Source organism: Curtobacterium sp. MCSS17_007, from assembly GCF_003234175.2.
Classification (GTDB): Bacteria; Actinomycetota; Actinomycetes; order Actinomycetales; family Microbacteriaceae; genus Curtobacterium.
Genome location: NZ_CP126257.1, coordinates 555671 through 581933 on the forward strand (window position 1 = coordinate 555671; position 26263 = coordinate 581933).

21 protein-coding genes are annotated in these 26263 nt (G+C 73.2%); 8 read left to right on the forward strand and 13 right to left on the reverse strand.

Annotated features, from left to right (window positions below; translation table 11 throughout):
* Positions 1–67: 67 nt before the first annotated feature.
* A complete protein-coding gene (gene purF, locus DEJ22_RS02675; RefSeq protein WP_111226698.1) occupies positions 68–1525 on the reverse strand; it encodes an amidophosphoribosyltransferase in 1458 nt (485 codons plus the stop codon).
* 71 nt (positions 1526–1596) lie between these two features.
* Here purF and purM point away from each other — a divergent pair, with 71 nt between their 5' ends.
* Positions 1597–2697 (forward strand): phosphoribosylformylglycinamidine cyclo-ligase, encoded by a 1101-nt coding sequence (gene purM, locus DEJ22_RS02680; RefSeq protein ID WP_111226697.1) that lies wholly within the window; start codon positions 1597–1599, stop codon positions 2695–2697.
* 444 nt (positions 2698–3141) lie between these two features.
* Here purM and DEJ22_RS02685 read toward each other — a convergent pair whose 3' ends face one another.
* The 8 genes from DEJ22_RS02685 to yczE all read right to left on the reverse strand — a co-directional run bounded on the left by DEJ22_RS02685 (position 3142) and on the right by yczE (position 9859).
* Positions 3142–3363, reverse strand: coding sequence for a DUF3073 domain-containing protein (locus DEJ22_RS02685; protein WP_111226696.1), 222 nt, complete (start codon positions 3361–3363; stop codon positions 3142–3144).
* 168 nt (positions 3364–3531) lie between these two features.
* Positions 3532–3972, reverse strand: coding sequence for a DoxX family protein (locus DEJ22_RS02690; RefSeq protein WP_111226695.1), 441 nt, complete (start codon positions 3970–3972; stop codon positions 3532–3534).
* A 115-nt stretch (positions 3973–4087) separates the two neighbouring features.
* Positions 4088–4354, reverse strand: coding sequence for a DUF3072 domain-containing protein (locus tag DEJ22_RS02695; protein ID WP_111226694.1), 267 nt, complete (start codon positions 4352–4354; stop codon positions 4088–4090).
* 71 nt (positions 4355–4425) lie between these two features.
* The gene (locus DEJ22_RS02700; RefSeq protein WP_146241714.1) at positions 4426–5181 is read right to left on the reverse strand and encodes a hypothetical protein; all 756 of its coding nucleotides are present in this window, start codon (positions 5179–5181) and stop codon (positions 4426–4428) included.
* Positions 5182–5194: 13 nt separating this feature from the next.
* Positions 5195–7465, reverse strand: coding sequence for an APC family permease (locus DEJ22_RS02705; RefSeq protein WP_111226692.1), 2271 nt, complete (start codon positions 7463–7465; stop codon positions 5195–5197).
* A 116-nt stretch (positions 7466–7581) separates the two neighbouring features.
* Entirely contained in the window at positions 7582–8163 is a 582-nt protein-coding gene (locus tag DEJ22_RS02710; protein ID WP_111226691.1) for a PadR family transcriptional regulator, read from the reverse strand.
* On the reverse strand, positions 8160–9005 hold the full coding sequence (locus DEJ22_RS02715) for a DUF4097 family beta strand repeat-containing protein (RefSeq protein WP_111226690.1): 846 nt from the start codon (positions 9003–9005) through the stop codon (positions 8160–8162). Before DEJ22_RS02715 ends, DEJ22_RS02710 begins: the two co-directional genes overlap by 4 nt.
* Positions 9006–9124: 119 nt before the next feature.
* Positions 9125–9859: a membrane protein YczE gene (gene yczE, locus DEJ22_RS02720; RefSeq protein WP_258379584.1), complete on the reverse strand. Its 735-nt coding sequence runs from the start codon at positions 9857–9859 to the stop codon at positions 9125–9127.
* 62 nt (positions 9860–9921) lie between these two features.
* Here yczE and yczR point away from each other — a divergent pair, with 62 nt between their 5' ends.
* The 3 genes from yczR to DEJ22_RS02735 all read left to right on the forward strand — a co-directional run bounded on the left by yczR (position 9922) and on the right by DEJ22_RS02735 (position 15579).
* Positions 9922–11373 (forward strand): MocR-like transcription factor YczR, encoded by a 1452-nt coding sequence (yczR, locus tag DEJ22_RS02725; RefSeq protein WP_181430721.1) that lies wholly within the window; start codon positions 9922–9924, stop codon positions 11371–11373.
* 86 nt (positions 11374–11459) lie between these two features.
* The gene (locus DEJ22_RS02730) at positions 11460–12119 is read left to right on the forward strand and encodes a DUF6518 family protein (RefSeq protein WP_181430720.1); all 660 of its coding nucleotides are present in this window, start codon (positions 11460–11462) and stop codon (positions 12117–12119) included.
* Between the two features lie 88 nt (positions 12120–12207).
* Positions 12208–15579, forward strand: a complete 3372-nt coding sequence (locus tag DEJ22_RS02735; RefSeq protein WP_111226688.1) for an efflux RND transporter permease subunit — start codon at positions 12208–12210, stop codon at positions 15577–15579.
* 33 nt (positions 15580–15612) lie between these two features.
* Here the strand turns inward: DEJ22_RS02735 and DEJ22_RS02740 are convergent, their stop codons facing one another.
* Together DEJ22_RS02740 and DEJ22_RS02745 are read right to left on the reverse strand one after the other, a co-directional pair.
* A complete protein-coding gene (locus DEJ22_RS02740; RefSeq protein WP_111226687.1) occupies positions 15613–15867 on the reverse strand; it encodes a hypothetical protein in 255 nt (84 codons plus the stop codon).
* Positions 15868–15955: 88 nt separating this feature from the next.
* A complete protein-coding gene (locus tag DEJ22_RS02745) occupies positions 15956–16975 on the reverse strand; it encodes an alpha/beta hydrolase (protein ID WP_181430719.1) in 1020 nt (339 codons plus the stop codon).
* 390 nt (positions 16976–17365) lie between these two features.
* On the opposite strand from DEJ22_RS02745, the gene DEJ22_RS02750 reads away from it, so the two are divergent.
* Both DEJ22_RS02750 and DEJ22_RS02755 read left to right on the forward strand, forming a co-directional pair.
* Positions 17366–18247: a PPK2 family polyphosphate kinase gene (locus tag DEJ22_RS02750; protein WP_111226685.1), complete on the forward strand. Its 882-nt coding sequence runs from the start codon at positions 17366–17368 to the stop codon at positions 18245–18247.
* Between the two features lie 271 nt (positions 18248–18518).
* Complete coding sequence (locus tag DEJ22_RS02755) at positions 18519–20519, forward strand: DEAD/DEAH box helicase (protein ID WP_284174775.1); 2001 nt, start codon at positions 18519–18521, stop codon at positions 20517–20519.
* 235 nt (positions 20520–20754) lie between these two features.
* Here DEJ22_RS02755 and DEJ22_RS02760 read toward each other — a convergent pair whose 3' ends face one another.
* Both DEJ22_RS02760 and DEJ22_RS02765 read right to left on the reverse strand, forming a co-directional pair.
* The gene (locus DEJ22_RS02760) at positions 20755–21264 is read right to left on the reverse strand and encodes a mycothiol transferase (protein ID WP_111226683.1); all 510 of its coding nucleotides are present in this window, start codon (positions 21262–21264) and stop codon (positions 20755–20757) included.
* Between the two features lie 26 nt (positions 21265–21290).
* On the reverse strand, positions 21291–21890 hold the full coding sequence (locus tag DEJ22_RS02765) for a MarR family winged helix-turn-helix transcriptional regulator (protein WP_220033759.1): 600 nt from the start codon (positions 21888–21890) through the stop codon (positions 21291–21293).
* Between the two features lie 183 nt (positions 21891–22073).
* On the opposite strand from DEJ22_RS02765, the gene DEJ22_RS02770 reads away from it, so the two are divergent.
* The gene (locus DEJ22_RS02770; protein ID WP_111226682.1) at positions 22074–23237 is read left to right on the forward strand and encodes a metallophosphoesterase family protein; all 1164 of its coding nucleotides are present in this window, start codon (positions 22074–22076) and stop codon (positions 23235–23237) included.
* Positions 23237–26245 (forward strand): AAA family ATPase, encoded by a 3009-nt coding sequence (locus DEJ22_RS02775; RefSeq protein ID WP_111226681.1) that lies wholly within the window; start codon positions 23237–23239, stop codon positions 26243–26245. Before DEJ22_RS02770 ends, DEJ22_RS02775 begins: the two co-directional genes overlap by 1 nt.
* Positions 26246–26263 lie beyond the last annotated feature (18 nt).

Consider the following 26263-nt stretch of genomic DNA (forward strand, 5'->3'; position numbering starts at 1 on the left):
ACGGGAGGCCCGGTACCAGCTGGTACCGGGCCTCCCGTCCGTCGCGCGGTCGCCGTGGCGACGCGGCTCAGCTGAGCTGGTTCGCCTCCACCCACGACAGGTACTCGGGGCTGACCGTGCCGGTGACGTACTCACCGGTGAAGCAGCTCATCTCGAGTTCGGTGACGTCCGAGCCCTCGATGATCGCGTCGCGCATGTCCGCCACCTCTTGGTAGATGAGGTGGTCGCTCCCGAGCACACGGTTGATCTCCGGGATCTTCCGGTCGTGCGCGATGAGCTCCGCGCGCGTCGGCATGTTGATGCCGTACACGTGCGGGTAGCGCACCGGGGGAGCGGCGCTCGTGAAGGTCACCTCGTTCGCACCGGCGGCCCGCGCCATCTCGACGATCTCGCGGCTCGTGGTGCCGCGGACGATCGAGTCGTCGACGATCAGGATGTTCTTGCCCTTGAACTCGGACGACATCGCGTTGAGCTTCTGGCGGACCGAACGCTTGCGCTCGGCCTGCCCCGGCATGATGAAGGTGCGGCCGACGTAGCGGTTCTTGAAGAAGCCCTCGCGGTAGTCGATGCCGAGCTTCTGCGCGACCTGCATGGCGGCCGGGCGGCTGGAGTCCGGGATCGGCATGACCACGTCGATGTCGCCGGTCGGGGCGTACTGCGCGATCGTGTCGGCCAGGCGGTTGCCGAGCCGGAGGCGGGCGTCGTACACCGAGATGCCGTTCATCACGGAGTCGGGACGCGCGAGGTAGACGTACTCGAACGAGCACGGCACCAGGCGCGGGTCCTTCGCGCACTGCCGGGCGTGCATCTGACCGTTCATCTCGATGAAGACGGCCTCGCCCGGAGCGATGTCGCGGACGATCTCGTACCCGCCGGACTCGAGCACGAGCGACTCGCTCGCGACGACCCACTCGGGCTGCCCGGCCTCGTCGAACTTGTGGCCGAGGATGAGCGGGCGGATGCCGTACGGGTCGCGGAACGCCAGCAGGCCGTGGCCCGCGATCGTCGCGATCGTGGCGTACGAGCCCTCGACGCGTTCGTGCACGCGCTCGACGGCGTCGAACACCTGACCGGCGTCGAGCTCGCTGCCGCGGACCTGGCCCTGGAGCTCGTGCGCCAGGACGTTCACCAGGAGCTCGGTGTCGCTCGTCGTGTTGAGGTGGCGGCGGTCGATGTCGAACAGCTCGCGGGTGAGCTCGCGAGTGTTCGTGAGGTTGCCGTTGTGGACGAGCACGATGCCGTAGGGGGCGTTCACGTAGAAGGGCTGGGCCTCTTCCTCGTTGCTCGCGGCGCCCTTCGTGGCGTACCGGACGTGTCCGAGGCCCATCGTGCCGAGCAGGGCACGCATGTCACGGGTGCGGAAGGCCTCCCGCACGTGTCCACGCGTCTTGTGCATGTGGTGGACGCGACCTTCGACCGTGGCGATGCCCGTCGAGTCCTGGCCCCGGTGCTGCAGGAGCAGCAGGGCGTCGTAGATGGATTGGTTGACGGGCCCCTGCGCAACGAGGCCGACGATGCCGCACATTCGCGGTGTGCTCCAGACCGTAGGATCGGGTGGTACCGAACAAGTCTGCCATGCCCCGCGGAGGACTACGCATGCCGAACCCGTACGCTGCCGCCGGCGTCGACACCGCCGCCGGTGACCTGGCCGTCGAGCTCATGAAGTCCGCAGTCTCGGCGACCCACAACCCATCGGTGCTCGGTGGCGTCGGCGGGTTCGCGGGGCTGTACGACGTCTCGTTCCTGAAGGACTACGACCGCCCGCTGCTCGCGACCTCGACCGACGGCGTCGGCACGAAGGTCGCCATCGCGCAGGCGATCGACAAGCACGACACGATCGGGCAGGACCTGGTCGGCATGGTCGTCGACGACATCGTCGTGGTGGGCGCGAAGCCGCTCTTCATGACGGACTACATCGCCTGCGGCCGCGTCGTGCCGAACCGGATCGCCGACATCGTCGCCGGCATCGCCCGCGGCTGCTCGGCGACGGGCACCGCGCTCGTCGGCGGCGAGACCGCGGAGCACCCCGGGCTGCTCGGTCCGGACGACTACGACGTGGCGGGTGCCGCGACCGGCGTGGTCGAGGCCGACCGCCAGCTCGGCGCGCACCTCGTCGAGGACGGCGACGTCGTCGTGGCGATCGAGTCGTCCGGGCTGCACTCGAACGGGTACTCGCTCGTCCGGCACATCCTGTCCGGCAAGGGCGTCGGCTACACCGACCAGCTGCCGGAGTTCGGGACGGGCGTCTCGGTGGGCGAGGCCCTGCTCGAGCCCACCCGCCTCTACACTGCGCCGCTGCTCGACCTGCTCGAGGCACGGCCCGGCGCCGTCCACTCGCTCTCCCACGTCACCGGTGGGGGCATCGCCGCGAACCTGGCGCGCGTGCTGCCCGTCGGCACCTGGGTCGAGGTCGACCGCTCCACGTGGACGCCCTCGACGGTGTTCCGGGTGCTCGCGGACATGGCGGGGACGCCGATCGAGGACACCGAGGGCACCTGGAACCTGGGCATCGGGATGTTCGCCGTCGTCGCGGCGTCGTCGGCGTCCGCGGTGCTCGACGACCTGCGGGCCGCGGGGCTGCCGGCGTGGACCGTCGGTACGGTGTCGACGTCCGAGCGCGACCTGAACGGGTTCGAACAGGGCGCCAAGGGTGTCGACGGCGGAGCGGTCCGCCTCGTCGGTTCCTACGCGGGCTGAGGCGCGCCGGGCCGCCGGTACCGAGCTCGCGCGCACTGCGCCGGGACCGGTGCCGGGCTGTTGCGGAGCGGAAGCGCCGGGCGGGCACGACATGCCGCTCAGGTCCGCCGAGCGGGTGCGTTCGGTCGCCGGGCGGCGTCGAGCGTGCCGCATCCGGCCCGTTCGGGAGGCTCGGCGCGGCTCTGCAGGCGGCCCGAGCTGGTCGACGCGCGCCGGATGACCCGTGGCGGATGAGTCGCTTGGCCCCCGTCGAGCGGGCACGACGTGCCGCTCAGGTCCGCCGAGCGGGTGCGTTCCGTCGCAGGGCGTCGACGAGCGTGCCGTACCTGGCCCGCCCGATGAGGACTCGGGCGGCCGGGCCCCGGCACCCGCGCGCCGACGCTGCGCCCGCACACACGAGAACGCCGCGCGACCCCGGAGGGCGCGCGGCGTCGACGGTTCGGGTCAGGCGGACTTGTTCTGGTCCTGCTGGGGCTCGAACTCGTCCTCGTCGTCGCCCGGTTCTTCACCGTACTGGTCTGCCCAGCGGTCGACGTAGGAGTCTTCGTCCGAGTGCTGCCCGGCGGAGAGCTCGCGTTCGAGCGCACCGTAGTTCGTCTCCGGGCTGAAGTACTTCAGCTCCCGGGCGACCTTGGTGTGCTTTGCCTTCTGACGGCCGCGCCCCATGCGTGACCCCCTCGTGATCGGCTCTGGTCCGGTCCTGGCGGGTGCGTGGATGCCACCCGGGGAACCGAACGGTTCGTGGTTTGAAATCTGCCGACCACTCTACCATGTACCCCGTTCCGCACCTGGCCACGCGCGTCCCCCGGGATCGGCCTCGGAGGTGACCAGGACTCAGACGGGGAGGGGCTCCGGGACGCCGCGCTTCCGGCGCGAGGACCGCAGCACGAGGGCGTCGACCGAGAACCGACCGGGGCCGGTGAGGGCGATCGCGAGCGAGGCGACGGCGAGGACGAGCACGTACTCGAAACCGCCGTCCTGGGCGAAGAAGCCCGCGGTGGCGTGTGCGAGCAGTCCGGCGACGACCATGTCGACGGCGAGCAGCAGGCCGACGACCCGCGTGGCGACACCGAGCACGAGCAGGACGCCCCCGACGAGCTCGAGGCCGGCGACGACGGGTGCCGCGACCTCGGCGAGGGGGACGCCCATGCCGGCGAAGCCCTGGGCGACGCCGGAGATGCCCTGGGTGAACTTCTGGGCGCCGTGGGCGATGAACACCACGCCCAGGACGATGCGGAGCGCGGTCAGGCCGATGGAGGTCGATGTCGTTCGCATGGCGCCGACGGTATCCGGTGACGCGTCATCGACCTGGGTCGTGCGGGGGACTGGCCGGACTTCGTCAGGAGTCCCCCAGACGCCGGTCCACCGAACGGTGGACCGGCGTTCAGGTTCAGGAGTCGGCGCCGCGTCCGGTCTGCTGCTGCAGACGGTCGATGTGCTCGGACGCCTCGGCCTTGGTGAGGTCGGCGGGGAGCTCCTCGCCGGCCTCACGAGCGAGGGTGTCGAGGTAGCTGCGCTGCGGGCCGGTCATCGGCTCGTCACCGGTGACCCACTGCTCCGGGTCCTTGCTGGCGGTCGTCGAGGGGTCGGGACGCTCGCCGCCGAGGGTCTCGCCCTGGTGGGAAGCGTCGGGGGTCTGCTGGTCTGCTTCACTCATGGCGCCGAAGGTACGCGCGGCCGTGTGCCCGACACGCAGCGAGGACGTCCCCCGCCGCGAGCGACGGTCGATCAGACCGGGGTCGCGGTGTAGCGCACCAGGTCCGGCCCGACGCCGCTCGTCGCGATCGGCACCTCGGCACCGTCCCGGCGCAGCCAGATCGTGGCGGCACGCTCGTCGATCCGGACCACCTCGTGCAGGGCCCCGTCGAGCAGCACTGCGGCCTCGACGTCCACGTCGCCGGTCGACGGCAGCGGCGGGAGTCCGACGACGTCCGCGTCGTACGCGGCGTGGCGGCCGGGGGAGAGGAACGGCGACACCGGCGTGGTCACGACCTCGAGCCCGTCCTCCACCGCGCGGACCGCGACCAGGCGCACCGCCTGGTCGGTGGGCAGGGGGACGTCGACCACCGGGGCGTCGGCAGGGCCGGCGAGTGCGCGGAAGGCGGGCCGGCCGTCGGGGGCGAGCAGGGCCTCCAGTCCGTCGATGCGGACGCGACCGCGACCCCGGGAGTCGGCGTACAGGCCGGGCTCGAGTCCGGAGCGGCGGGCCTCGAGGCGCGAGACGACGACACGGTCCGGGCGGTACCAGTCGCGGAGCGTCCCCGGGTCGACCCAGCCGATGCTCGGGACCCCTCGGGCCAGGTCGGCACCGTCGTCGACGGGGCGTTCGTCCAGGGCGCCGAGCGGGTGCTCGCCCCGCACCGCCACCAGCCCGGCGTACGGGCCGGCGGTCGGCGGTTCGTGGTCGAGCACCTCGACGCGCTTCGACACCTTGCCGCCGTGGCCGTCGAAGGTCGCGAAGGTGCGCAGGTCGGAGATCGTCATGTCGCCGCCGATGCTACGACCGGCCGCCGTCACGGTTCGGAGGCGCGGGCACGAGCACGCGCATCTCGCCGGTGCACTGGGTCTGGTCCACGCCCTCCGCGGGCCCGGCGGGTCGGGTCGCGCGGCGCGGGAGGCCCGCGCGGGCGCCGTCCCGCCCGTCCGACGACCCGACGCCGTGCAGCGTCGGCCGCAGGCTGTTCCGCTGGTCCGAGCGGAGCAGGCGGTCCTCCTGCGCGTCGTGGTGGAACACGCCCTGCGGCGACCGGCGGAGCGCGGGGCGGATCGGCTCGCCGCGGCGTTCCTGACCCGGCAGCGGGCGGGACCGGCGGCCGTACAGGAGCTCCGAGGAGTCGAGCAGCCACGGCACGAGCGCGACGGTCACACCGTGCACGAGGAGCAGCTTCTTGCGGATCCGGCGCCCGCGGTGGTTGTGCAGGAACGTCTCCCACCAGTGCCCGACGACGAAGACGGGGGTGTAGACGGTGACGACCTCGGACCCGTGCTCGGCCCGGTGGGCCTTGATGTACTTGATGAGCGGCATCGAGATGTCGCGGTAGGGGCTCGGCACGATGGTGAGCGGGACCTCGATCCCGTGCTCGGCCCACTGCTCCTGCAGCCGACGGGCCTCGGCGTCGTCGATCGCGACGTGCACCGCCTCGAGCCCGGCGTGCTTCGCCGCGATGGCGTAGTCGACGGCCTTGAGCACGGGTTTCTGCAACTTGTTCACGAGGACGATCGCGTGGTCGCCGGTCGCGCCGAACTCCGTCTCGACGTCGGCCTCGATCTCGTGCGAGACGTCGCGGTAGTACCGGTTCACGCCGAGCATGAGGACGAACAGCACCGGCATGATCACGAACACGAGCCAGGCGCCGTGCGTGAACTTCGTGATGGTGACGATGACGAGCACGACGAAGGTGAACGTCGCACCGATCGAGTTGATCGTCAGCGAGCGCCACACCTGACCGCGGTCGACCGGTTCGTCGGCGGTGCCGTCGCGGTCCGACCGCAGCAGCCGCAGCCAGTGCCGGACCATGCCCGTCTGGCCGAGCGTGAACGACACGAAGACACCGATGATGTAGAGCTGGATGAGGCTCGTGACGTTCGCCCGGTAGACCACGAGCAGCGCGACCGCGACGAGCGCCAGGACGATGACGCCGTTCGAGTAGATGAGCCGGTCGCCGCGGGTGGACAGCGCCTTGGGTGCGTAGGAGTCCCGCGCCAGGATCGAACCGAGCAGCGGGAAGCCGTTGAAGGCCGTGTTCGCCGCCAGGAGGAGCACCGCGGCGGTCGTCGCCTGCACGACGAAGAACAGGACGCTGCCGCTCCCGAACGTCGCGGCGGCGATTTGCGCGATGAGGGAGCGCTGCGGCGTGGTCGCGCAGGCGGTGAAGCCCTGCAGGTCGCAGGCGTCCTCGGCGTAGTGCACCCGCGCGATCAGCGCGAGGGAGATCAGCCCGACGAACAGGACGATCGCGATCGCCCCCATGAACACGAGGGTCGTCTGCGCGTTCCGGATCTTCGGGCGACGGAACGCCTGCACACCGTTCGCGATGGCCTCGACGCCGGTGAGTGCCGAGCAGCCCGAGGCGAACGCGCGCAGGAGCAGCAGCACGAAGGCGGCCTGCGTCGTGTGCTCGACGTTCTGCACCGTCCAGGCCGCCGACTCCGCCACGGGGGCGTCACCGACCGCGGCCCGGACCAGGCCGACGACGACCATCACGAACACCGACCCGACGAACAGGTAGGTCGGCACCGCGAAGGCCTTGCTGGACTCGCGCACACCGCGCAGGTTCACACCCGCGAGCAGGACGACGAACGCGACCGCGATCTCGATGCGGAACGGGTCGAGCTCCGGCAGGGCCGAGATGATGTTGTCCACGCCGGAGGCCACCGACACGGCGACGGTCATGACGTAGTCGACGAGCAGGGCGCTCGCCACGACGAGACCCGCCTTCTCACCGAGGTTCCGGTGGGCGACCTCGTAGTCGCCGCCGCCGGACGGGTACGCCTTGATGAGCTGCCGGTAGGACGCGACGACCACGACGAGCAACAGCACGACGAGCGCCGCCACCCAGGGTGCGAAGGTCAGGAACGCCATCCCGCCGAGCAGCAGGATCATGAGGAGCTCCTGCGGGGCGTACGCCACGCTCGACAGGGGGTCGCTCGCGAAGATCGGCAGCGCCAGGTGCTTCGGGAGGAGCTGTCCCTCGAGCTTCTCCGAGGGCAGGGGATCCCCGATCAGTCGCGCCTTGAGCGACCGGATCTCGTTCGTCACGAGCGGCAAACCTACTCAGTTGCGCGCGCGAGTCAACACTGTGGGAACGGACAGGCGTCCGCGCGTGTCCGGCGGGAGGGGCGGACGGGAGGCACGGATCGCCACCACCCGTCCGCTGCAGCCCGTCAGACGGAGCGGCGCAGGGCCTCCAGGCCGTCCCGCAGACGGGTCACCGTCTCGTCGGTGAGGGTGCCGCGCGTCGCGCGGCGACGCAGGTCCGCCCGGAGCTGCTGCCGGAACGACGCGACGACCATCTCGACCTCGCGCAGGGCGCGGGCGCCCTCGGTCGGGACGTCCACCGGCTCGTCCGCGGTCTGGCCGCGCGGGGCCTGCGCGCTCGCCGCGAGGTCCGCCCGGAGCGAGCGCATCGCCTCGCCCACCGAGGCGCGGACGCCGTCGGCGAGGGACTTCACGGTGTCGGCGACGCCGGACTGGATGGCCGCCAGCTCGTCGGCGCGCGCCGCGAGCTCGGCCCGACCGGCGTCGGTGATGGCGTAGACGGTCTTGCGGCCGTCGGCGGTCTTCGTGACGAGCCCCTCGGCCTCGAGCTTCGCCAGGCGCGGGTACACCGTGCCGGCGCTCGGCACGTAGGCGCCGCCGAAGCGCTCGCCGAGGGCCTGGATGAGCTCGTAGCCGTGCATGGGGCGGTCGGCGAGCATGGACAGCAGGGACAGGCGCAGGTGACCGTGCGCGAACACCGGGCTCATTCGGGCACCACCGTCTCGTCGTCGTCCGGCGTCGGGGCGGCCGGGGCTGGCGACGCGTGCAGCACCGCGATGTCGCCGGAGACCGAGTTCACCTTGAGGTCGAGCCACTGGCCGGACAGGTCGCCGCCCTGCTTCACGTACGACCCGCGGACCCCGCGGATCTCCGAGTCGTCGAACTGCAGCTTGCCCGAGGCCGTGCTCACGGTGCAGCGGTAGGGCACGCCGTCCTCGAGTCGGACGCTCACCGAGCCGGACACGGTGTTCACGCGCGCGGCGTCCGGTGTGCCCTGCAGGTCGAGGACGACGTCCGCGTTCACGCCGTCGGCCGCGAAGCGGGGGATCGCACCGGTCGCGACGACGTCGCCCGAGACGGTGCGGACGGTGAGGTCGCCCTCGAGGTCGCGGACCGTGGTGGTGCCGGAGACGGCGTGCACGGCGAGGTCGCCCGCGAGCCCGTCGACGACGACGTCGCCGGAGACGGTGTTGAGCGACGCGCCGCGGTTCGTGCCGGAGAGCAGCGCACCGGCGGACACGACGCCGACCGTGACGCGGGCGTCGCGCGGGACGAGGACGCTGACGTCGGCCGAGGCGCGGCCGCGGAAGGACCGCAGGAACCCGACCGGGTCGTCCCAGCGGATCTGCGGGTGGTCGATCGTGAGCGTGTCGCCCTCGAGCTCGATCTTGAGCGCCTTGCCGGACACGCTGTGCACCTCGACGCGGGCGGTCGGCTCGTCGTGCGCGACGACGTCGACCTGACCACCGGCGAGCCCGACGCGCAGGGCGCGGACGATCCCGGTGTCGATCACCTTGGGCTCCTCGACGAGCCACTTCTCCTGGGCCATGTTGCCTCCTCGAACTCGCGATGTATCGCGTTGTGGGAGTCACGGTACATCGCGAGTCGGTGGGTGTCGAGGATCTTCTGTGTCCGGCCGCGGAGCAGTAACCGTGGGGTGCGGTGTCGTCACCCGACGGTTCCTGCTCCACCGACGGGGGTCGTGTCTGTGTCGGCGAGGTGGGGCGACGTGACGGGGGTGGGGTGTGCCTCCCGGCCGGTGCCGACCGTGCTCGACCGCGTGCCGACCCTGCCCGACCGCGTCGGCGACCACGGCAGCCGACGGAAGAGCGGCATGAGCGGTTGCACCATCGGGCCGATCGCGAACGCGGCCACCACGGTGCCGACGCCGACGTTCCCGCCGAGCAGCCACCCGACCGCGACGACCGTGAGCTCGATGACGGTCCGGGCGACCCACAGGGGCCAGCCGAACCGCTCGTGCACGCCGACCATCAGGCCGTCCCGTGCACCGGTGCCGAGGCCCGCGCCGATGTAGCACGCCGTCGCGACCGCGAGCAGGGCCAGGCCTGCGGCGAAGAGGAGCACCCGGGCGACCAGGCCGTCCGGCTCCGGTACCAGCCAGAGCACCACGTCCGCCGAGGGCCCGATCGCCAGGACGTTGCAGAGCGTGCCGATGCCCGGCCGCTGTCGGAGGGGGATCCAGAGCAGCAGGATGACGACGCTCGACACGACCGTGATCACGCCGAACGACCACGGCAGGACGTTCTCGAGCCCCTGCGTCAGCACCGTCCACGACCCGACGCCGACGACCGCGCGCACCTGCAGCGCGGTGGAGGCCCCGTAGAGGAAGAGGCCGACGGCGAGTTGGACGAAGCGGAGCACGAGTGCGGCGGAGCGGGACATGCCCCGATGGTCGCGACTGATTGGCATGGTCGTCGAGAGCCAATCCGGGTAGCGTGGTTCTCGTGCACCCGGTCAACCTCAGCGCCCGCTCTGCCGCCCTGCTGCTCGCCGACTGGCGCGACGGGACCGACGCACCAGCGTACGAAGCGCTGTCCGACGCGATCCGGGTGCTCGTCATCGACGGCCGGGTGCCGCTCGGCGTCCGACTGCCCGCCGAGCGCGGGCTGGCCGAGGCCCTCGGGGTCTCACGGACGACCGTCGCGAACGCCTACGCCCGGCTGCGGGAGGACGGCTTCGTGGTCTCGCTCCGGGGGTCCGGCAGCGTCGTGCACCTGCCGCGCGACCTCGCGGGACGGCCGGACCCCGAGCGGCTCGGCGGCGTGGTCGCGGGCGACCTGCTCGACCTCCGCAAGGCCGCACTGCACGCGGCCCCGGAGGTCGGCGAGGCCGTCGAGCGGGCGGTGCGGCACGTGCCCGCCGCGCTCGCGGGGATCGGGTACGACACCGTCGGCGACCCGGGTCTCCGTGCCGCGATCGCCGCCCGGTACACCGAGCGGGGCCTGCCGACCGACCCGTCGCAGGTCGTCGTCACGATCGGGGCGCAGCACGCCATCGCCCTGCTCGCCCGCGTGCTGGTGCGCCGCGGGGACGCCGTGCTCGTGGAGTCGCCGACCTACCCGCACGCGCACGAGGCCTTCCGCGAGGTCGGTGCACGGCTCGTCGGCGTGCCCGTCGACGCGCGCACGGGGTGGGACGCCGCCGCCCTCGAGACGACGCTGCGCCGGACGGCACCGTCGGTCGCCTACGTCATGCCCGAGCTGCACAACCCGACCGGCGCGACGATGGCACCCGGTACGCGGGACCTGCTGCTGTCCGTGGCCGCCGCGACCGGCACCGTCGTCGTCGCCGACGAGACGATGGGGGAGCTCCGCATCGACGGCGAGCCCGCGCCGCCGCTCGCCGCCGCCGACCCGTCCGGTGCGTCGGTCGTCATGGTCGGCTCGGCCGCCAAGGTCTTCTGGGGCGGCCTGCGGATCGGGTGGATCCGGGCCGCACCGGACCTGCTGCAGCGCCTGCTGCTCGCGCGTCCGACGGGTGACCTCGGCACGCCCGTCCTCGACCAGCTCGTCGCACGCGAGCTGGTGCCGCGGACCGCGGCCGTCCTGGAGGCCCGACGCAGCTTCCTGCGCACCGGTCGCGACGACGTCGTGGCCGCGCTCCGCACGCGGCTCCCCGAGTGGGACGTCCCGTCACCGGCGGGCGGGCTGACCACGTGGGTCGGGATCGGTCGGCCGGTGTCGAGTGCGCTCGTGCTCGCGGCACGCGCCGAGGGCGTGGTGCTCGCGTCAGGCGGGGTGTTCGGGCCGGACGGCGGCTTCGAGCGGTACCTGCGCGTCCCGTTCACGATGGGCGCGGTGGACCGCACGCGCCTGGTCGACGTCCTCGAGCGCTCCTGGGCACGGATCGGCGGCGAGGGGGCGGGCACACGGGGGTCGCTCGCCGCGGTGGTCTAGACGTCATCCGCGCGACGGAGGCCCCGCGGTGCGTTCTCGCCCCCTGGGGTGACGTGCGCGGCGGCCGGGTCCGCGAGGCTCGGGACATGACCCCGACCGTCGTCACCCACCGTCCCGCTCCCGTGTCGGCGCCCCGACCGGTCCCGCGCGCCGTCCGCGTCTCGATCGCCCTCACCGCGTCGGTCCTCGTCGGCGTGCTCACCTCGTTCGGACAGGCGGTGCCGGCGCTCGCCGTGGCCGCGAACGCCGCCGGGCCCTGGTTCGTCGTCGCCGTGGCGCTCTGCGCGCTCGCCGGGGTGCGCGTCGGTCGGTCGGGCCTCGTGCTCGCGGCGGTGCTCGGGGTCGCCTCCCTCGAGCTCATGCACGTCGGCTACTGGGCTGCGTCGAACCTCCGCGGGTACCCGGACGTGCTGTCGATCACGAACTTCTGGGTCGTCGTGGGCCTGCCCGCGGGCGTGCTCGCGGGCGCCGTCGCCGTGGGCCTGCGGACGCGGGACGACCGCTGGCGCGCCGCGGCGCTCGGCGTGACCGCCGCGATCCTCGTCGGCGAGGGGGTCCGGGCCCTGCTGCGGGTCGCGGACGACGCGACGACCGGTGGCTGGGTCGCGCAGGTCGTGGTGGGCCTCGTGGTGCTCGTCGTCGCGACGGCGACCGCGCGGACGCCGGTGGCCCGGGTGGTCGCGGTCGGCACGGGGATCGCCGGGGCGGTCGGGGTGCTCGGGGCCTACCTGCTGATCGGCGGCTGATCGGTCGCACCGACCGGCGGCCGATCGGTCGTCCACAGGGCCCGCGAACACCGTCCGCTTCGCAGGTGGAACTGCGAGGATCGTCGTCGTGCACCTCCTCTCGGTCTTCAGCCTCCGCAACCGGGCCCTCATCGCGCTCGTCACGATCGTCGTGGCGGTGTTCGGCGGTGTCGCGCTGACGAACCTCAAGCAGGAGCTGATCCCCAGCGTCCAGTTCCCCCAGGTGGCGATCGTCAGCGCCTACCCCGGGGCGACGCCGGAGGTCGTGTCGAACGACGTCTCGACGAAGATCGAGCAGGCGATCCAGGTGGTCCCGAACCTCGAGTCGACGACCGCGACGTCGTCGACCGGGCAGAGCGTCGTGTCCGCCTCGTTCGACTACGGTTCGAACCTCGCGAGCGCCGAGGACAAGATCCAGACCGCCGTGAACGCCCTGTCGCTGCCCGACACCGTGCAGACGCAGATCGTCACCGGGTCCTTCGACGACCTGCCCGTGCTGCAGCTCGCGGTCACCGCGTCGGGCAACCAGGAGCAGCTCGTCGACCGGTTGAACGCGACGGCGGTGCCCGACCTCGAGAAGCTCGACGGGGTGCGCCAGGCCGACGTCTTCGGCAACCCGGGTCGACGCGTGGTGATCACGCCGGACACCGACGAGCTCGCGGCCCGCGGGCTCACCACCCAGTCGATCTCAGACGCCCTCGACGACAACGGCACGCTCATCCCGGGCGGCACCATCACCCAGGACGGCAAGACGCTGTCGGTGCAGACGGGGCAGCGCATCGCGTCCCTCAACGACATCCGTGGGCTGCCGCTCACGGCGTCGAACGGCTCCGGGGCGTCCTCGTCCTCTGGCTCTGGCTCGGGTACGGGGGCCGGTGCCGCCGCGGGCGCTCCGGGCAGCACGGGTGCGGCGACCGGCGGGACGGGCGGCTCCGGTGACGGGACCGCCGGCGGCTCCGCCGCGGGGCAGACCGGCGCCGACGGCGCAGCGACCGGGGGGACGACCGCGAGCACGGCCTCCACGCCGACGTCGCTCGGCGACGTCGCGACCGTCGAGATCGAGGAGTCGCCGCGGACGTCGATCAGCCGCGTCGACGGCAAGACCGCGCTCACGATCGCCATCACGAAGACACAGGAGGCGAACACCGTCGACGTCTCCGAGACGGTGAAGGCCGCACTGCCCGGCATCGAGGCGAAGGTCGCCGGTGACCCGCAGTTCACGGTGGTGTTCGACCAGGCGCCGTACATCCAGCAGTCGATCGACTCCCTGGCCGAGGAAGGACTGCTCGGACTCGGGTTCGCCGTCGTCGTGATCCTGGTGTTCCTGCTGTCGTGGCGGTCGACGCTCGTCACCGCGATCTCGATCCCGACGTCCGTGCTGCTCGCTGCGATCGGCATGCAGGCCGCGGGCTACACGCTCAACATCATCACGCTCGCCGCGCTCACGATCGCGATCGGGCGCGTGGTGGACGACTCCATCGTGGTCATCGAGAACATCAAGCGGCACCTGCAGCCCGGGGTGGACCGCGGTCGGGCGGTGCTCGACGCGGTGCACGAGGTCGCGGGGGCCGTCACCGCGTCGACGCTCACCACCGTGGCGGTGTTCCTGCCGGTGGCGTTCGTCGCCGAGCTCGTCGGCGAGCTGTTCCGGCCGTTCGCGCTCACGGTCACCATGGCCCTGATCGCGTCGCTGTTCGTCTCGCTGACGATCGTCCCCGTGCTCGCGTACTGGTGGCTCCGGGCCCCGAAGACCCACCGCCACGCGGGCCACGCGGCGGGCGGCACGGAGCCGGTGTCCGCCGGCTCGGCGTCCACGGGCGCCCTGGCATCGGCCGACGACCTGCACGACGCCGGCACGTCCGACCGGCTGCGTCGGGGCTACCTGCCCGTCCTCCGCTGGGCGGTCGGGCGTCCGGCCCTCGTCCTCGTGCTGGCCCTGCTCGTGCTCGGTGGCACCGCCGCGGCGGTGCCGCTCGTCAAGACGAACTACCTCGGCGACTCGGGGCAGAACACCTTCACGGTGACGCAGGACCTCGAACCGGGGACCAGCCTCGACGACCAGTCGGACGCCGCACGGAAGGTCGAGCGCGTCCTCCGCGGTGTGTCCGGCGTCGAGACCGTGCAGACCACCATCGGGTCGAGCGGGCAGTCGATCCAGGCGGCCTTCGGCGGCGGGGCCTCGGCCTCCGTCCAGTACAACGTCACCACCGACGCCGGTGCCGACCAGACGACGATCCAGTCGACCGCCCGCGACCGCATCGCGGACATCGACGGCGTCGGCGAGGTCAGCCTGTCGTCGGCCGGCGGCGGCTTCGGTGGTTCGAGCGACATCGAGGTCGACGTCACCGCGCCGACGCAGGCCGCGCTCCAGACGGCCGCCCGGCAGGTGCTCGACGAGATGCGGGACGTCGACGGCACGACCGGGGCGACGAGCAACCTGTCCGCCGCCGAGCCCTACCTGGCCGTCGAGGTCGACCGGAGCAAGGCCGCCGAGCGCGGGCTCACCGAGACGCAGGTCGGCGGGATCGTCGCCGCCGCGGTCTCGCCGCGCGACACCGGCAGCGTCGAGATCGACGACGCGACCCTCGACGTGTACATCGCCGACCCCGAGCCGCCGACCACGATCGACGCGCTCAGGTCGTTGTCGATCCCCACCGCGAACGGCGAGGTCCCGCTCTCCGACGTCGCGACGGTGGAGCAGTCCGACGGCCCGACGACGATCACGACCTCGGACGCCGTCCGCACGGCGACCATCACGGTGACGCCGGACTCGACGAACCTGGGTCAGGCGGTGCAGAACGTGACCAAGGCCGTGGACGACCTCGACCTGCCGCGCGGTGCATCGGCGTCGATCGGCGGTGTCGCATCGAGCCAGTCGTCGGCGTTCAGCCAGCTGCTGCTCGCCGTCCTGGTCGCGGTCCTCATCGTCTACGTGATCATGGTCGCGACGTTCCGCAGCCTGCGCCAGCCGGTCATGCTGCTCATGTCGATCCCGTTCGCAGCGACCGGTGCGCTGCTGCTGCAGATCGTCACGGGCATCCCGCTCGGCGTGGCGTCGCTCATCGGTCTGCTCATGCTCGTCGGCATCGTGGTGACGAACGCGATCGTCCTCATCGACCTCGTGAACCAGTACCGCCGACGCGGGCTGCGGGTGCGCGAGGCGCTGATCGAGGGTGCCACCCGGCGACTCCGCCCGATCCTCATGACGGCGCTGGCGACGATCTTCGCGCTGCTGCCGATGGCGATGGGCCTCACGGGCAAGTCCGGGTTCATCTCGCAGCCGCTCGCCCTCGTGGTGATCGGCGGTCTGGTGTCGTCCACGGTGCTGACGCTCGTGGTGCTGCCGGCGCTCTACGCCGTCGTCGAGGGGTTCTTCGAGCGTCGTGCGGACCGTCGGGCGGCGAAGGACCAGGACGCGGCGGACGGGTCCCGTGCGGAGCAGGCTGCTGTGACCGAGTAGGTCGGAGCGGGCGCGGTCGTGCGTCGGCGCCGGTCAGTCGCGGCTGCCGGCCTCCTCGGCGTCGACCTCGCGGAACCACGAGACGACCACGCAGGTCAGCGTGACGAGGAACACCACTGCGGCACCCTGGGCGGCGATGGCCATGTGCCCGGTCGCTGCGGAGTAGCCGCCGAAGGCCACGGCCGCGGTGAACGACAACCCGAGCAGGAGCTCCGCGTACGTCCGGACGGAGGTCCGGGCCGGCCACTCGGCGGTGGGGCGCGCGGAGCGGGTCGTGGTGTCGGTCACACACTGGAGTCTCGTGGTCCGCGCCGACCCCCGCACACCCGAATCCGGGTGGCACCCGCTCGGGGCACGCCGGTCCGGAGCGTCGCGGTCAGCGCAGTCGGTCGCGCAGGAACGCGACCACGCGCTCGCTCATCGCCCGGTCGAGCTGCGCGATCGAGTGCGCCGTCCCCTCGACCGCGACGAACGTCACCGGCACGTCGTGCTCCCGCAGCGTCGCGACGAAGTCCTGCGACTCCCACAGCGGGATGAACTCGTCGGTGGAGTGTCCGACGAAGAACGGCGGCGTCTCCTCGGTGACGTGGTACTCCGGTGACGCCTGCCGTGCCGCCGGACAGTCGGCGTAGCTCCGGCAGCCGAGGTAGAGCAGCTGCTTGCGCTGGAACGACGCCGACACCCCGTCCGGCTCGGTCGACCGCGTGGTCAGGTCGGTCGGTCCGCTCAGGTCCACCACGGCACGCACCCGGTCGCCCGCGGCCCACCCGGCGGACTCGTGGTCGGTGACGGCGAGCATGGCGGCGAGGTTCCCCCCGGCGCTCCCGCCGAAGAGTCCCACCCGGTCCGGGTCGATGTCGTACGTCTCGAGGGTCGACGGACGGAACACCCAGTCGAGCGCCCGCCGCGTGTCGTCGAGGCCCGCGGGGAAGGGGTCGGTCGGAGCGAGGCGGTAGTCGACGTTCACCGTGACGAAGCCCTCGGACGCCAGGTACTGGCACACCGCGCGGTAGGCGGCGGTGGCCTTGTCGCCGTGCGACCAGCTCCCACCGTGGATCATCATGACGGCGGGGCGCCCACCTCTGGGGCGGTCGCCGTCCGGTTCGGCTCCGCCGGACCCGTCCGACGGAGCGGTCGTCGGCGTCGGGGTCGCGGTCGTGTCCGGTGCACTGTCCGGGGGCAGGCAGACGTCGAGTCGCTGCAGGTCCTCCGCCCCGTACGGCACGTCCGCGACGACGTCGATGCCCGGGTAGCGCAGGGAGAGCGGGTAGATCACGGGATCGGCGGTCACGACGTCGTTCCGGTCGCCCGCCGGCGCCCCGGCGCACGAGACGAGCGACCCGAGCGTCGCGCACGCGGCCAGGAGCGCGAGCAGTGTTCGACGTCCGGACCTCATCGACGACCACGCTAACCCGGCCCGCTCGGTGTCGCGTCCGCCGTCCGGACGAGCGGCCTCCCAGCGGTCGAGCCGGTGCCCGGTGCCGGGTGACCGGTGCGTCCGCCCCTGCCCGTTCCTTCCCATGACGGACGCGATGCCAGGTGGAACCGGGCGTGCCGGGTCGAACCGGCCGACCAGGTACGCCCGATCCAGCCAGGTACGCCCGATCTCGCCCGGAACCGAACCCGCTCGAGTACGCCCGATCCCGCCAGGTACGCCCGATCTCGCCCGGAACCGCCGGACGCGCGAACCCGCGCGAGTACGCCCGATCCCGCGAGGTACGCCCGGAACCGCCCGGAAGCGCACGGCACCGAGAACGCCGGCCCCGTCGCCCGTGCGGGTGCCAGGATGGGCGCGAGACCCGCAGGAGGACCCGTGAGCCGTCGCAAGGCCTGGAACACCGACCCCGAACCGCTGCTCCGCGTCGAGCGGGGCTTCCGCCTCGACCGCGTCGACCCGGACGGCACCCCGGGCTTCCCCGGTCGCAAGATCGACGGGCTCGAGTCGCTCGCCGCCGGCGCGGACCGGCTCGCCGCCCTGCAGGAGCGCCTGTACGCCGCGAGCACCGCCGGCGACCAGCGCCGTGTGCTCCTCGTGCTGCAGGCCATGGACACCGCGGGCAAGGGCGGCATCGTCTCCCACGTCGTCGGCGCGGTGGACCCGAACGGCGTCCACTACGCGGGCTTCAAGGCCCCCACGGACGAGGAACGAGCGCACGACTTCCTCTGGCGCGTCGAACGGCAGCTCCCCGCGGCAGGGCAGCTCGGGGTCTTCGACCGCTCCCACTACGAGGACGTCCTGATCCAGAAGGTCCGCTCGTTCGCCCCGCCCGAGGAGATCGAGCGTCGCTACGGCGCGATCGTCGACTTCGAGGACCGCCTCGTCGCCGAGGGCACCACGATCGTCAAGGTCATGCTCCACATCTCGAAGGACGAGCAGCGCGAGCGCCTCGGCGACCGACTGGACCGCCCCGACAAGCACTGGAAGTTCAACCCGGGCGACATCGACGAGCGCCTGCTGTGGGACGAGTACCAGGCCGCCTACCAGACGGTCTTCGACCGCACCTCGACCGCTCGCGCGCCCTGGTACGTCGTGCCCGCGAACCGCAAGTGGTACGCCCGGCTGGCCGTGCAGCAGCTCCTGCTCCGCGCGCTCGAGGACATGCAGCTCACCTGGCCCGCGGCCGACTTCGACGTGGCCGAGCAGCGCCGGCGGCTCGCCGAGTCCTGAGCCGACCACGAGCGGACGGGAGGCGCGCCCGCGGACCGTGCCGCGCCTCCCGTCCGATCCGGGGCTGGCCCCGGCGACCGATGTCACGTAGACTCTCTCGGTCGGCCTTCGGCACCGCGGCATCGTGACCGCGGAGATCGTTCTGGGTGTGTGTGCGCTCGAGGGCTGGATTCACGTCGATCCGCGACGGGAAGAACCCCCTCCCCGCTGAAGAGCCCCCGCCGAAGTCGCTGTCGGGCCCTGTGGGACGTCTGCACCCCGGAAAGTAGCAATGGCCCCGTACGACAAGGGCGCGCGTCAGCGTGCCGACGACCGAGTCCGCCACGCGAACGGCACCCCCGCCGCCCGCAGCAGCAAGCACCGCGGCTTCCGCGCCGCCGACCCGTCGCAGCCTCGCCAGAAGCAGCGCTGGGACGCCGAGGAGCGCCGTGGGCGTTCCGCGCAGGGCGAGCGCCCCGCGCGCCCGAACTGGGAGCCGCGCGACGGCGGCCAGCGCCGCGACGACCGTGGTGGGCGCGGGTACGACCGCGACCGTGGTGGACGCGGCTTCGACCGTGACGACCGTGCGCCGCGCCGGTTCGACCGTGACGACCGTGCGCCGCGTCGTGACGACGACCGTGCGCCGCGCCGTTTCGACCGTGATGACCGTGCCCCGCGTCGTGACGACGACCGCGGTGCCCGCCGTTTCGACCGTGATGACCGTGCGCCGCGTCGCTTCGACCGTGACGATCGTGCCCCGCGTCGCGATGACGACCGCGGTGCCCGCCGTTTCGACCGTGATGACCGTGCGCCGCGTCGCTTCGACCGTGACGATCGTGCCCCGCGTCGCGATGACGACCGCGGTGCCCGCCGCTTCGACCGTGACGACCGCCCGCAGCGTCGCTTCGACCGTGACGATCGTGCCCCGCGTCGCGATGACGACCGCGGTGCCCGCCGCTTCGACCGTGACGACCGCCCGCAGCGTCGCTCGTTCGACGAGGACCGCGCCCCCCGCCGCGACCGCGACGACTCGCGTCCGGCCTACGTCCCCGCGGACGACGTCAAGCTCGAGAAGCTCCAGGCCGAGGCGACCGTCGCTGCCGACGTCGAGGGCGTGACCTTCGCCGACCTCGGCATCGGCGGCAACATCTCGCGCACCCTCGCCGAGATGGGCGCGACCAGCCCGTTCCCGATCCAGGCGGCCACGATCCCCGACGTGCTCGCGGGCAAGGACGTCCTCGGTCGCGGCCGCACCGGTTCCGGCAAGACCATCGCGTTCGGTGCGCCCCTCGTCGAGAAGCTCATGGAGCACGGCGGCGGCACCAAGCGCAAGATGGGCCGCGCGCCGCGTGCGCTCATCCTCGCCCCGACCCGCGAGCTCGCCCTGCAGATCGACCGCACGGTGCAGCCCATCGCCCGCTCGGTGGGGCTCTTCACCACCCAGATCTACGGCGGTGTGCCCTACGGTCGCCAGGAGGGCGCCCTCGAGCGTGGCGTCGACATCATCGTCGGCACGCCGGGCCGGGTGCAGGACCTCATGAACAAGGGGAAGCTCGACCTCAGCGAGGTCGTCGTCTCCGTGCTCGACGAGGCCGACCACATGTGCGACCTCGGGTTCCTCGAGCCGGTGCGCGAGATCCTCTCCGCGACGGCCGAGGTCACCCCGCACGGCGACCGCGCCCAGAAGCTCCTGTTCAGCGCCACGCTCGACGCCCAGGTCGCGTCGCTCGTGTCGGAGTTCCTGCACGAGCCGAGCGTCCACGAGGTCGCCGGCGAGGACCAGGCCTCCTCGACGATCGACCACCGCGTCCTGGTCGTCGAGCAGCGCCAGAAGGACCGCGTGCTCGAGGAGCTCGTCGCCGGAGACGGCAAGACCATCGTCTTCGCCCGCACCCGTGCCTACGCGGAGCGCCTCGCCGACCAGTTCGAGGACGCCGGCATCCGTGCGACCTCGCTCCACGGTGACCTCAACCAGTCGCGCCGCACGCGCAACCTGCAGCTCCTCACGAGCGGCCGGGTGAACGTCCTCGTGGCGACCGACGTCGCCGCGCGCGGCATCCACGTCGACGACGTGTCGCTCGTCGTGCAGGCCGACGCACCGGACGACTACAAGGCGTACCTGCACCGCTCGGGTCGGACGGGTCGTGCCGGCAAGGAGGGCACCGTCGTGACCCTCGTGCCGCGTGGCCGTCGCCGCAAGATCGAGGGCATCCTCGAGAACGCGGAGATCGAGGCGGACCTCGTCGACGCCGCCCCCGGTGACGGCATCGTGGCGGAGCTCGCCGCCCGCTAGTCGCGACCAGACCGACGACGCCCCCGTCCCGCCTGTCCGGCGGGACGGGGGCGTCGTCGTGCGACGACCCCGGCGCGCCGAGCCGCCGCATCCCGCGGTGTCCCGGTGACGGAGCGGTGTCCCGCCGGTGGAACCGTGTCTCGCCGGTGGGACCGTGTCGCCGGACCACGCGTCGGACGGGAGGCGCGGTGCCGGCCGGTACCGCGCCTCCCGTCCGTCGTCCGGTGCGACGCGCTCAGCGCGAGAAGAAGAGCAGCCCCCGCACGTAGCCGGCCTGGCCGGCGTGCTGCGTGCAGTCGTCGAGGATGCTGACGAGCCGGGCCCCGCGCGTCACGGGCGGGTCCCAGGAGTCGTCGACCACGGGGTCGAGGTCGTCGTCGCCGAGCGTCGCGAGGTACGCCACGGTGCGCTCGTGGACCGCTCGCAGGTACCCGTTCAGCAGGTCGGCGGACGCCCGCACGCGCCCGACGTCGTCGCGGGACATGCCGTAGCCGAGCGCCTCTGCGGGGAAGGGCAGGCCGAACCGCTCGACCCATCCGTCGACGGTCCAGACCTGCTCGGTGCCGGCCAGGTCCGCGACCTGCGCGTCCTGGCCGCGGGCGGTGTGCCAGGCCAGCCAGGCCAGCGTGTTCGCGCCGGCGGCCGGCCGCGTGGCGAGCTGGTCCGCGGACAGGCCGTCGAGGGCGCGTGCGACGGTCTCGGGCACGCGGGAGAACGCTTCGGTGAGGAGTTCCGCTGGGGTCATGGCGCCGACGCTACGCGCCCCGTGCGTCAGCCCGCCGCCGCTGCCCTGGGCCGCCGGTCGAGTGCCGCGCCGATCTGCTCGAACGCGACGGCCACGCCGGCGCGCTCGGCCGGTGCCACGGCCTCGCTGAAGGCGTCCGCGTACGCGGACACGATCGCGCGTGCGACCGCGGCGCCCGAGGGCGTGAGGTGCACGAGGATGCTCCGTCGGTCGCCGGGGTTCGGGCGGCGCTCGAGGTGTCCGTGCCGCTCGAGCCGGTCGAGCAGCGAGGTCGTCGCGCCGGTGCTCAGTTCGAGGAGCTCCCCGGCCCGCTTGGGCGTGGTGGCCTGGTCGTCCGCCGCGGCCAGGTGCAGCAGGAAGCGGGTGTCGGTCACGCCGAGACCGTGCGTGGCGCTCTCGTGAGCGAGGACGCGGGCGTGCCGGAGCTGCAGGGTCCGGAAGGCCTCCATCAGGCGGGCGAGCCCCGGCTCGGCCGTGCCGACGGGCAGGTCGGGCACCTCGACGTCGGGGGAGACGGGTGCCGGCGGCAGGGCCGGGACCGCCGATGTCAGCGATGCCGGGGTCAGCGATGCCGGGGTCAGGGGCGCCAGGGTCGACGGCGGGAGGGCGGGGGAGGTGTCCGGCACGGGGCTCTTCTCGGGTGGTGACCGCGGCGGCGATCGACGGGACGCGGCGGAACCGGTCAGGATCAATGGAACTAGTATCTCAACGATTGAGACACCCCCAACAGTGGGGAGGGCCGATCCGCGTTCTCCACACCTCGGGGGAGGCATGCCGGTGATGTCCGCGGCCGCCGCTACCGTGGCGGCATGCGGATCCTGCACACGGGCGACTGGCACCTCGGCCGGACCCTGCTCGGCGCGGACCTGCTCGAGCACCAGGCGGCCTTCACGGACTTCCTCGTGGACACCGTCCGCACCAGGGCCGTCGACCTCGTCGTGATCGCGGGCGACGTCTACGATCGCGCGATCCCACCGGTCGACGCCGTCCGGATCCTCTCCCGCACACTCGAGCGTCTGGCCGAGACCGCGACGGTGGTGCTCACGCCCGGCAACCACGACTCGGCGGCGCGTCTCGGCTTCGGCGCCGGCATCATGCACGACCGCGTGCGCATCCTGGCCGAGCCCGCGGGCATCGGCACACCCGTGCTCCTCGCCGACGACCACGGGCCGGTCGCGGTGCACGGCATCCCGTACCTGCACCCGGACCTGACGCGCTACGCGCTCGCGGCCGTCCCCGACGAACCGCTCGCCCGGTCGCACCAGGCGGTCGTGGGGGCCGCGATGGAGCGGATCCGTGCCGACCTCGCCGCCCGACCGGGGACCCGCAGTGTCGTCGTCGCGCACGCGTTCGTCGGCGGTGCCGAACCGAGCGACAGCGAACAGGACATCCGGGTGGGCGGGGTCGACATGGTCTCCGCCTCGGTGTTCGACGGGGTCGACTACGTCGCCCTCGGGCACCTGCACGGCCCGCAGCGCGTCGGTACCGACGACCGGATCCGTTACGCCGGGTCGCCGTTGGCGTTCTCGTTCGGGGAACGGCACCATCGCAAGAGCGTGACCATCGTCGACCTCGCCGCCGACGGCGCGGTCGCGGTGGAGACGGTCCCCGCGCCCGTGCCCCGCCGCCTCGTCGACGTCCGCGCCACGATCGACGCGATCGAGTCCGGCGCGCACCGCTCGGATGCGGACGCCTGGGTCCGGGTCGCCGTGACCGACACGGTGCACCCCGAGCGCATGTACGCCCGGGTGAAGGAGCAATTCCCGCACGCGCTCGCGATCACGCACGAGCCAGCCGACCGACCCGAGCGCGCAGCGGCACGCACGGTGACGGCGACGTCCGACCCCGTCGAGGTGGCCGCCGACTTCGTCGCGTTCGCCACCGGAGCCGCCCCGAGCGACGACGACCGTGCGGTCCTGACCGAGGCGTACGAGGCAGCCGCCCTCGCGATGCACGACGACCGGGGGCGTTGATGTACCTGCACCGTCTCGAGCTCCGCGCGATCGGGCCCTACCCAGGCCTGGTCACGATCGACTTCGCCGCGCTCGCCGCGTCCGGGGTCTTCCTGCTCGAGGGCCCGACCGGCTCCGGCAAGTCGACCATCATCGACGCGGTGGTGTTCGCGCTGTACGGCGGTCTGGCGGGCGAGGGGTCGACGCACGACCGTCTGCACAGCCAGCACGCGGACCCCGGGGTCGAGCCCTTCGTCGAGCTCGTCTTCGAGACGGGCGCCGGCGTGTACCGGGTCCGTCGCACCCCGCAGTACGACCGCCCGAAGCAGCGCGGCCAGGGGACCGTCCGACAGCAGGCGTCCGCCCAGCTCTTCCGGCTCGCCCACCCGACGGACGCCGTGGGGGAGCCGGTGTCCTCGCGGATCCCCGAGATCGGGCTCGAGGTCGCTCGGATCGTCGGGCTCGACCGCGCCCAGTTCCTGCAGACGGTCGTGCTGCCGCAGGGGGAGTTCGCCCGGTTCCTGCGCTCCCCGGGCGAGGAGCGCCGGAAGCTCCTGCAGTCCCTCTTCGGCACGCAGGTCTACGACCGCACCGCCGACGAGCTCGCCGCGCGCCGGCGGGCGGTCCAGGCCGAGGTCGACGCGGCGGACGCCCGGGTCCGCGACGCGTTGAGCCGGTTCGGCCAGGCCGCCGGGGTCGACGAGCCGGACGAGCAGTCCGTGCCGGACACCCTCGGCACCCTCCGGGCACTCGCCACCGAGACCGCTGCCCGGCGAGCCGAAGCGGTCGCGACGGCCGAGCGAGCCCGTGCGCACGAGCAGGACGTGGCCGCGCGACGCACCGCCCGCGTCCGTCGGGCGGCGTTGCTCGAACGCCGCCAGCAGCTCGACGACGGTGCGGAGTCGGTCACGGCGGCGCGGGAACGACTCGGTCTCGCCGAACGAGCAGCCCGGGTCACGGCGACCGCCGACGGGCTCGACGCGGCTCGGGCGCGCGGGGACGAGGCCGCCCGCACCGCGCACGACCTCCGTGTCCGGTCGGGAGTCCCGACCGACGGCGACGTGCCCGCCCGTCGTGCCGACCTCGTCGCCTGCGCCGGGGCGGTCCGCCACCTCGTCGCGGTCGAGGCCGCGTTGCCCGGTCGGCGCCGCGCCATCACGGACGCCGCGGCCCGAGCGGAGCGACTCGTCGCCCGCCGCGCCGAGCTCGACCGGCGGCTCGAGGCCCGTCCCGCCGAGCGGGCTGCCCTGGTCGAGGAGGCCCGCAGCGCGGCGACGGCAGCGGGGGACGCCGAACCCGCCCGGGTCGAGGTCGAGCGGCTCGCGCGGCTCCGGTCCGACCTCGACGCGCGAGACGCAGCGACCGTCGCCGTCGCCCGGGCCGAGCAGGTCGTGGCCGAGCGCCGCCTCCGGGCCGAGGAACTCCTGCGGACGGAGCAGACGCTCCGCGCTCGCCGGATCGCCGGACTGGCGGGCGAGCTCGGCGCCGCCCTCCGTCCCGGTGACCCGTGCCCCGTCTGCGGCGCGGCCGAGCACCCGGACGTCGCCCTGCCCCAGGCCGACCACCCGGGTGCCGACGCCGTCGACGCCGCCGCTGCCGCGGCGCGAGCGGCCGAGCACGCGCTGGCCGATGCCGCGACGGCGCTCGCGGTCGAACGGGCCACGCTCGACCGGCTCGCGGCCGCCGTCGGTGACACGGACGTCGACGCGCTCGCCGAGCAGACCACGGCGGCCGCCGAACGGGTCCGGGCGGCACGCGCCGCCGCTGCTCGGGTCGCCGAGGTCGAGCAGCGCCGGTCCGCCCACGACGAGGAGACCCGGGCGCTCGAGGGTGAGCACAACACCGTGCAGGCCGAGCACGCCGTGCTGCTGGCCACGGGCGCAGCCGAGGCCGACCGACTGGAGCAGGACGCCGACGCGGTGGCGACCGCCCTCGAGCGGGCCACGGCGCTCGTGGTCGACCCGTGGTCGGTCGACTCCTCCGGTACGGGCTCGCCGGGCCCGGCATCGCTGCACGACGCCGTCCAGGAGCTCGACGGGCTGATCGCGCGAGCAGGCGCCGTGATCGCGGCGGACGACCGGTCCGTCGCGGCGGCACAGGCCGTGGAGGAACGTGCGGCGGAGCTCGCTCGTGCCCTGGCCGACCAGGACTTCGACACCCTCGGGGCCGCTCGTGCCGCGGCCCTGACCCCGCACGAGGCCGCTGCGCTCCGGACCGCGGTCGAGACGGCCGAACGTGAACGTGCCGTCGTGGACGCCGGGCTGGCGGAACCCGCCGTGGTCGCCGCCGCCGCGGAGGCCGATGCGGACCTCGACCTCGACGCCGCCCGCGCGGCCCACGCCGCTGCGGTCGAGACCGCCGATGCCGCGACCCGCGCCGCGGTGTCCGCTGCGGACCGCGCCGCGTCGGCCGACCGGTGCGCCGCCGAGCTCGCTCGGGCGGTGCGGGCGCGTGACGACACCTCGGCGCGCAGCCGCGCGGTCGTCCGGCTCGCGGACGTGGCGAACGGCGTCGCGACGGTGAACCCGACCGGCATCACCCTCGGGACCTACGTGCTCATGCGCCGGTTCGAGGACGTCGTCGCCGCCGCCAACGACCGGCTGCGCGGGATGCTCGCCGGGCGCTTCACGCTCGAGACCTCCGACGAGCGCGAAGCGGGGTCGCGAGCACGGCGCACGGGGCTCGCCCTCGCGGTGCACGACCACACCACGGACACCCGTCGCGCGCCCGGCAGCCTGTCCGGCGGCGAGACGTTCACCGTCTCGCTGTGCCTGGCGCTCGGGCTCGCCGACGTCGTGCAGGCCGAGGCGGGCGGGGTGTCCCTCGGGACGCTGTTCGTCGACGAGGGGTTCGGCACCCTCGACCCGGAGACCCTCGACGACGTCATCGGGCAGCTCGCCCGACTGACGGCGGGCGGGCGGCAGGTCGGCATCGTCAGCCACGTCGAGGAGCTCAAGCAGCGCATCCCGGAACGGATCGCCGTCCGCAGGGCTCCCGACGGCGGGTCACGGGTGACGACCACCGTCTGACCGCCGGACGACGGACCG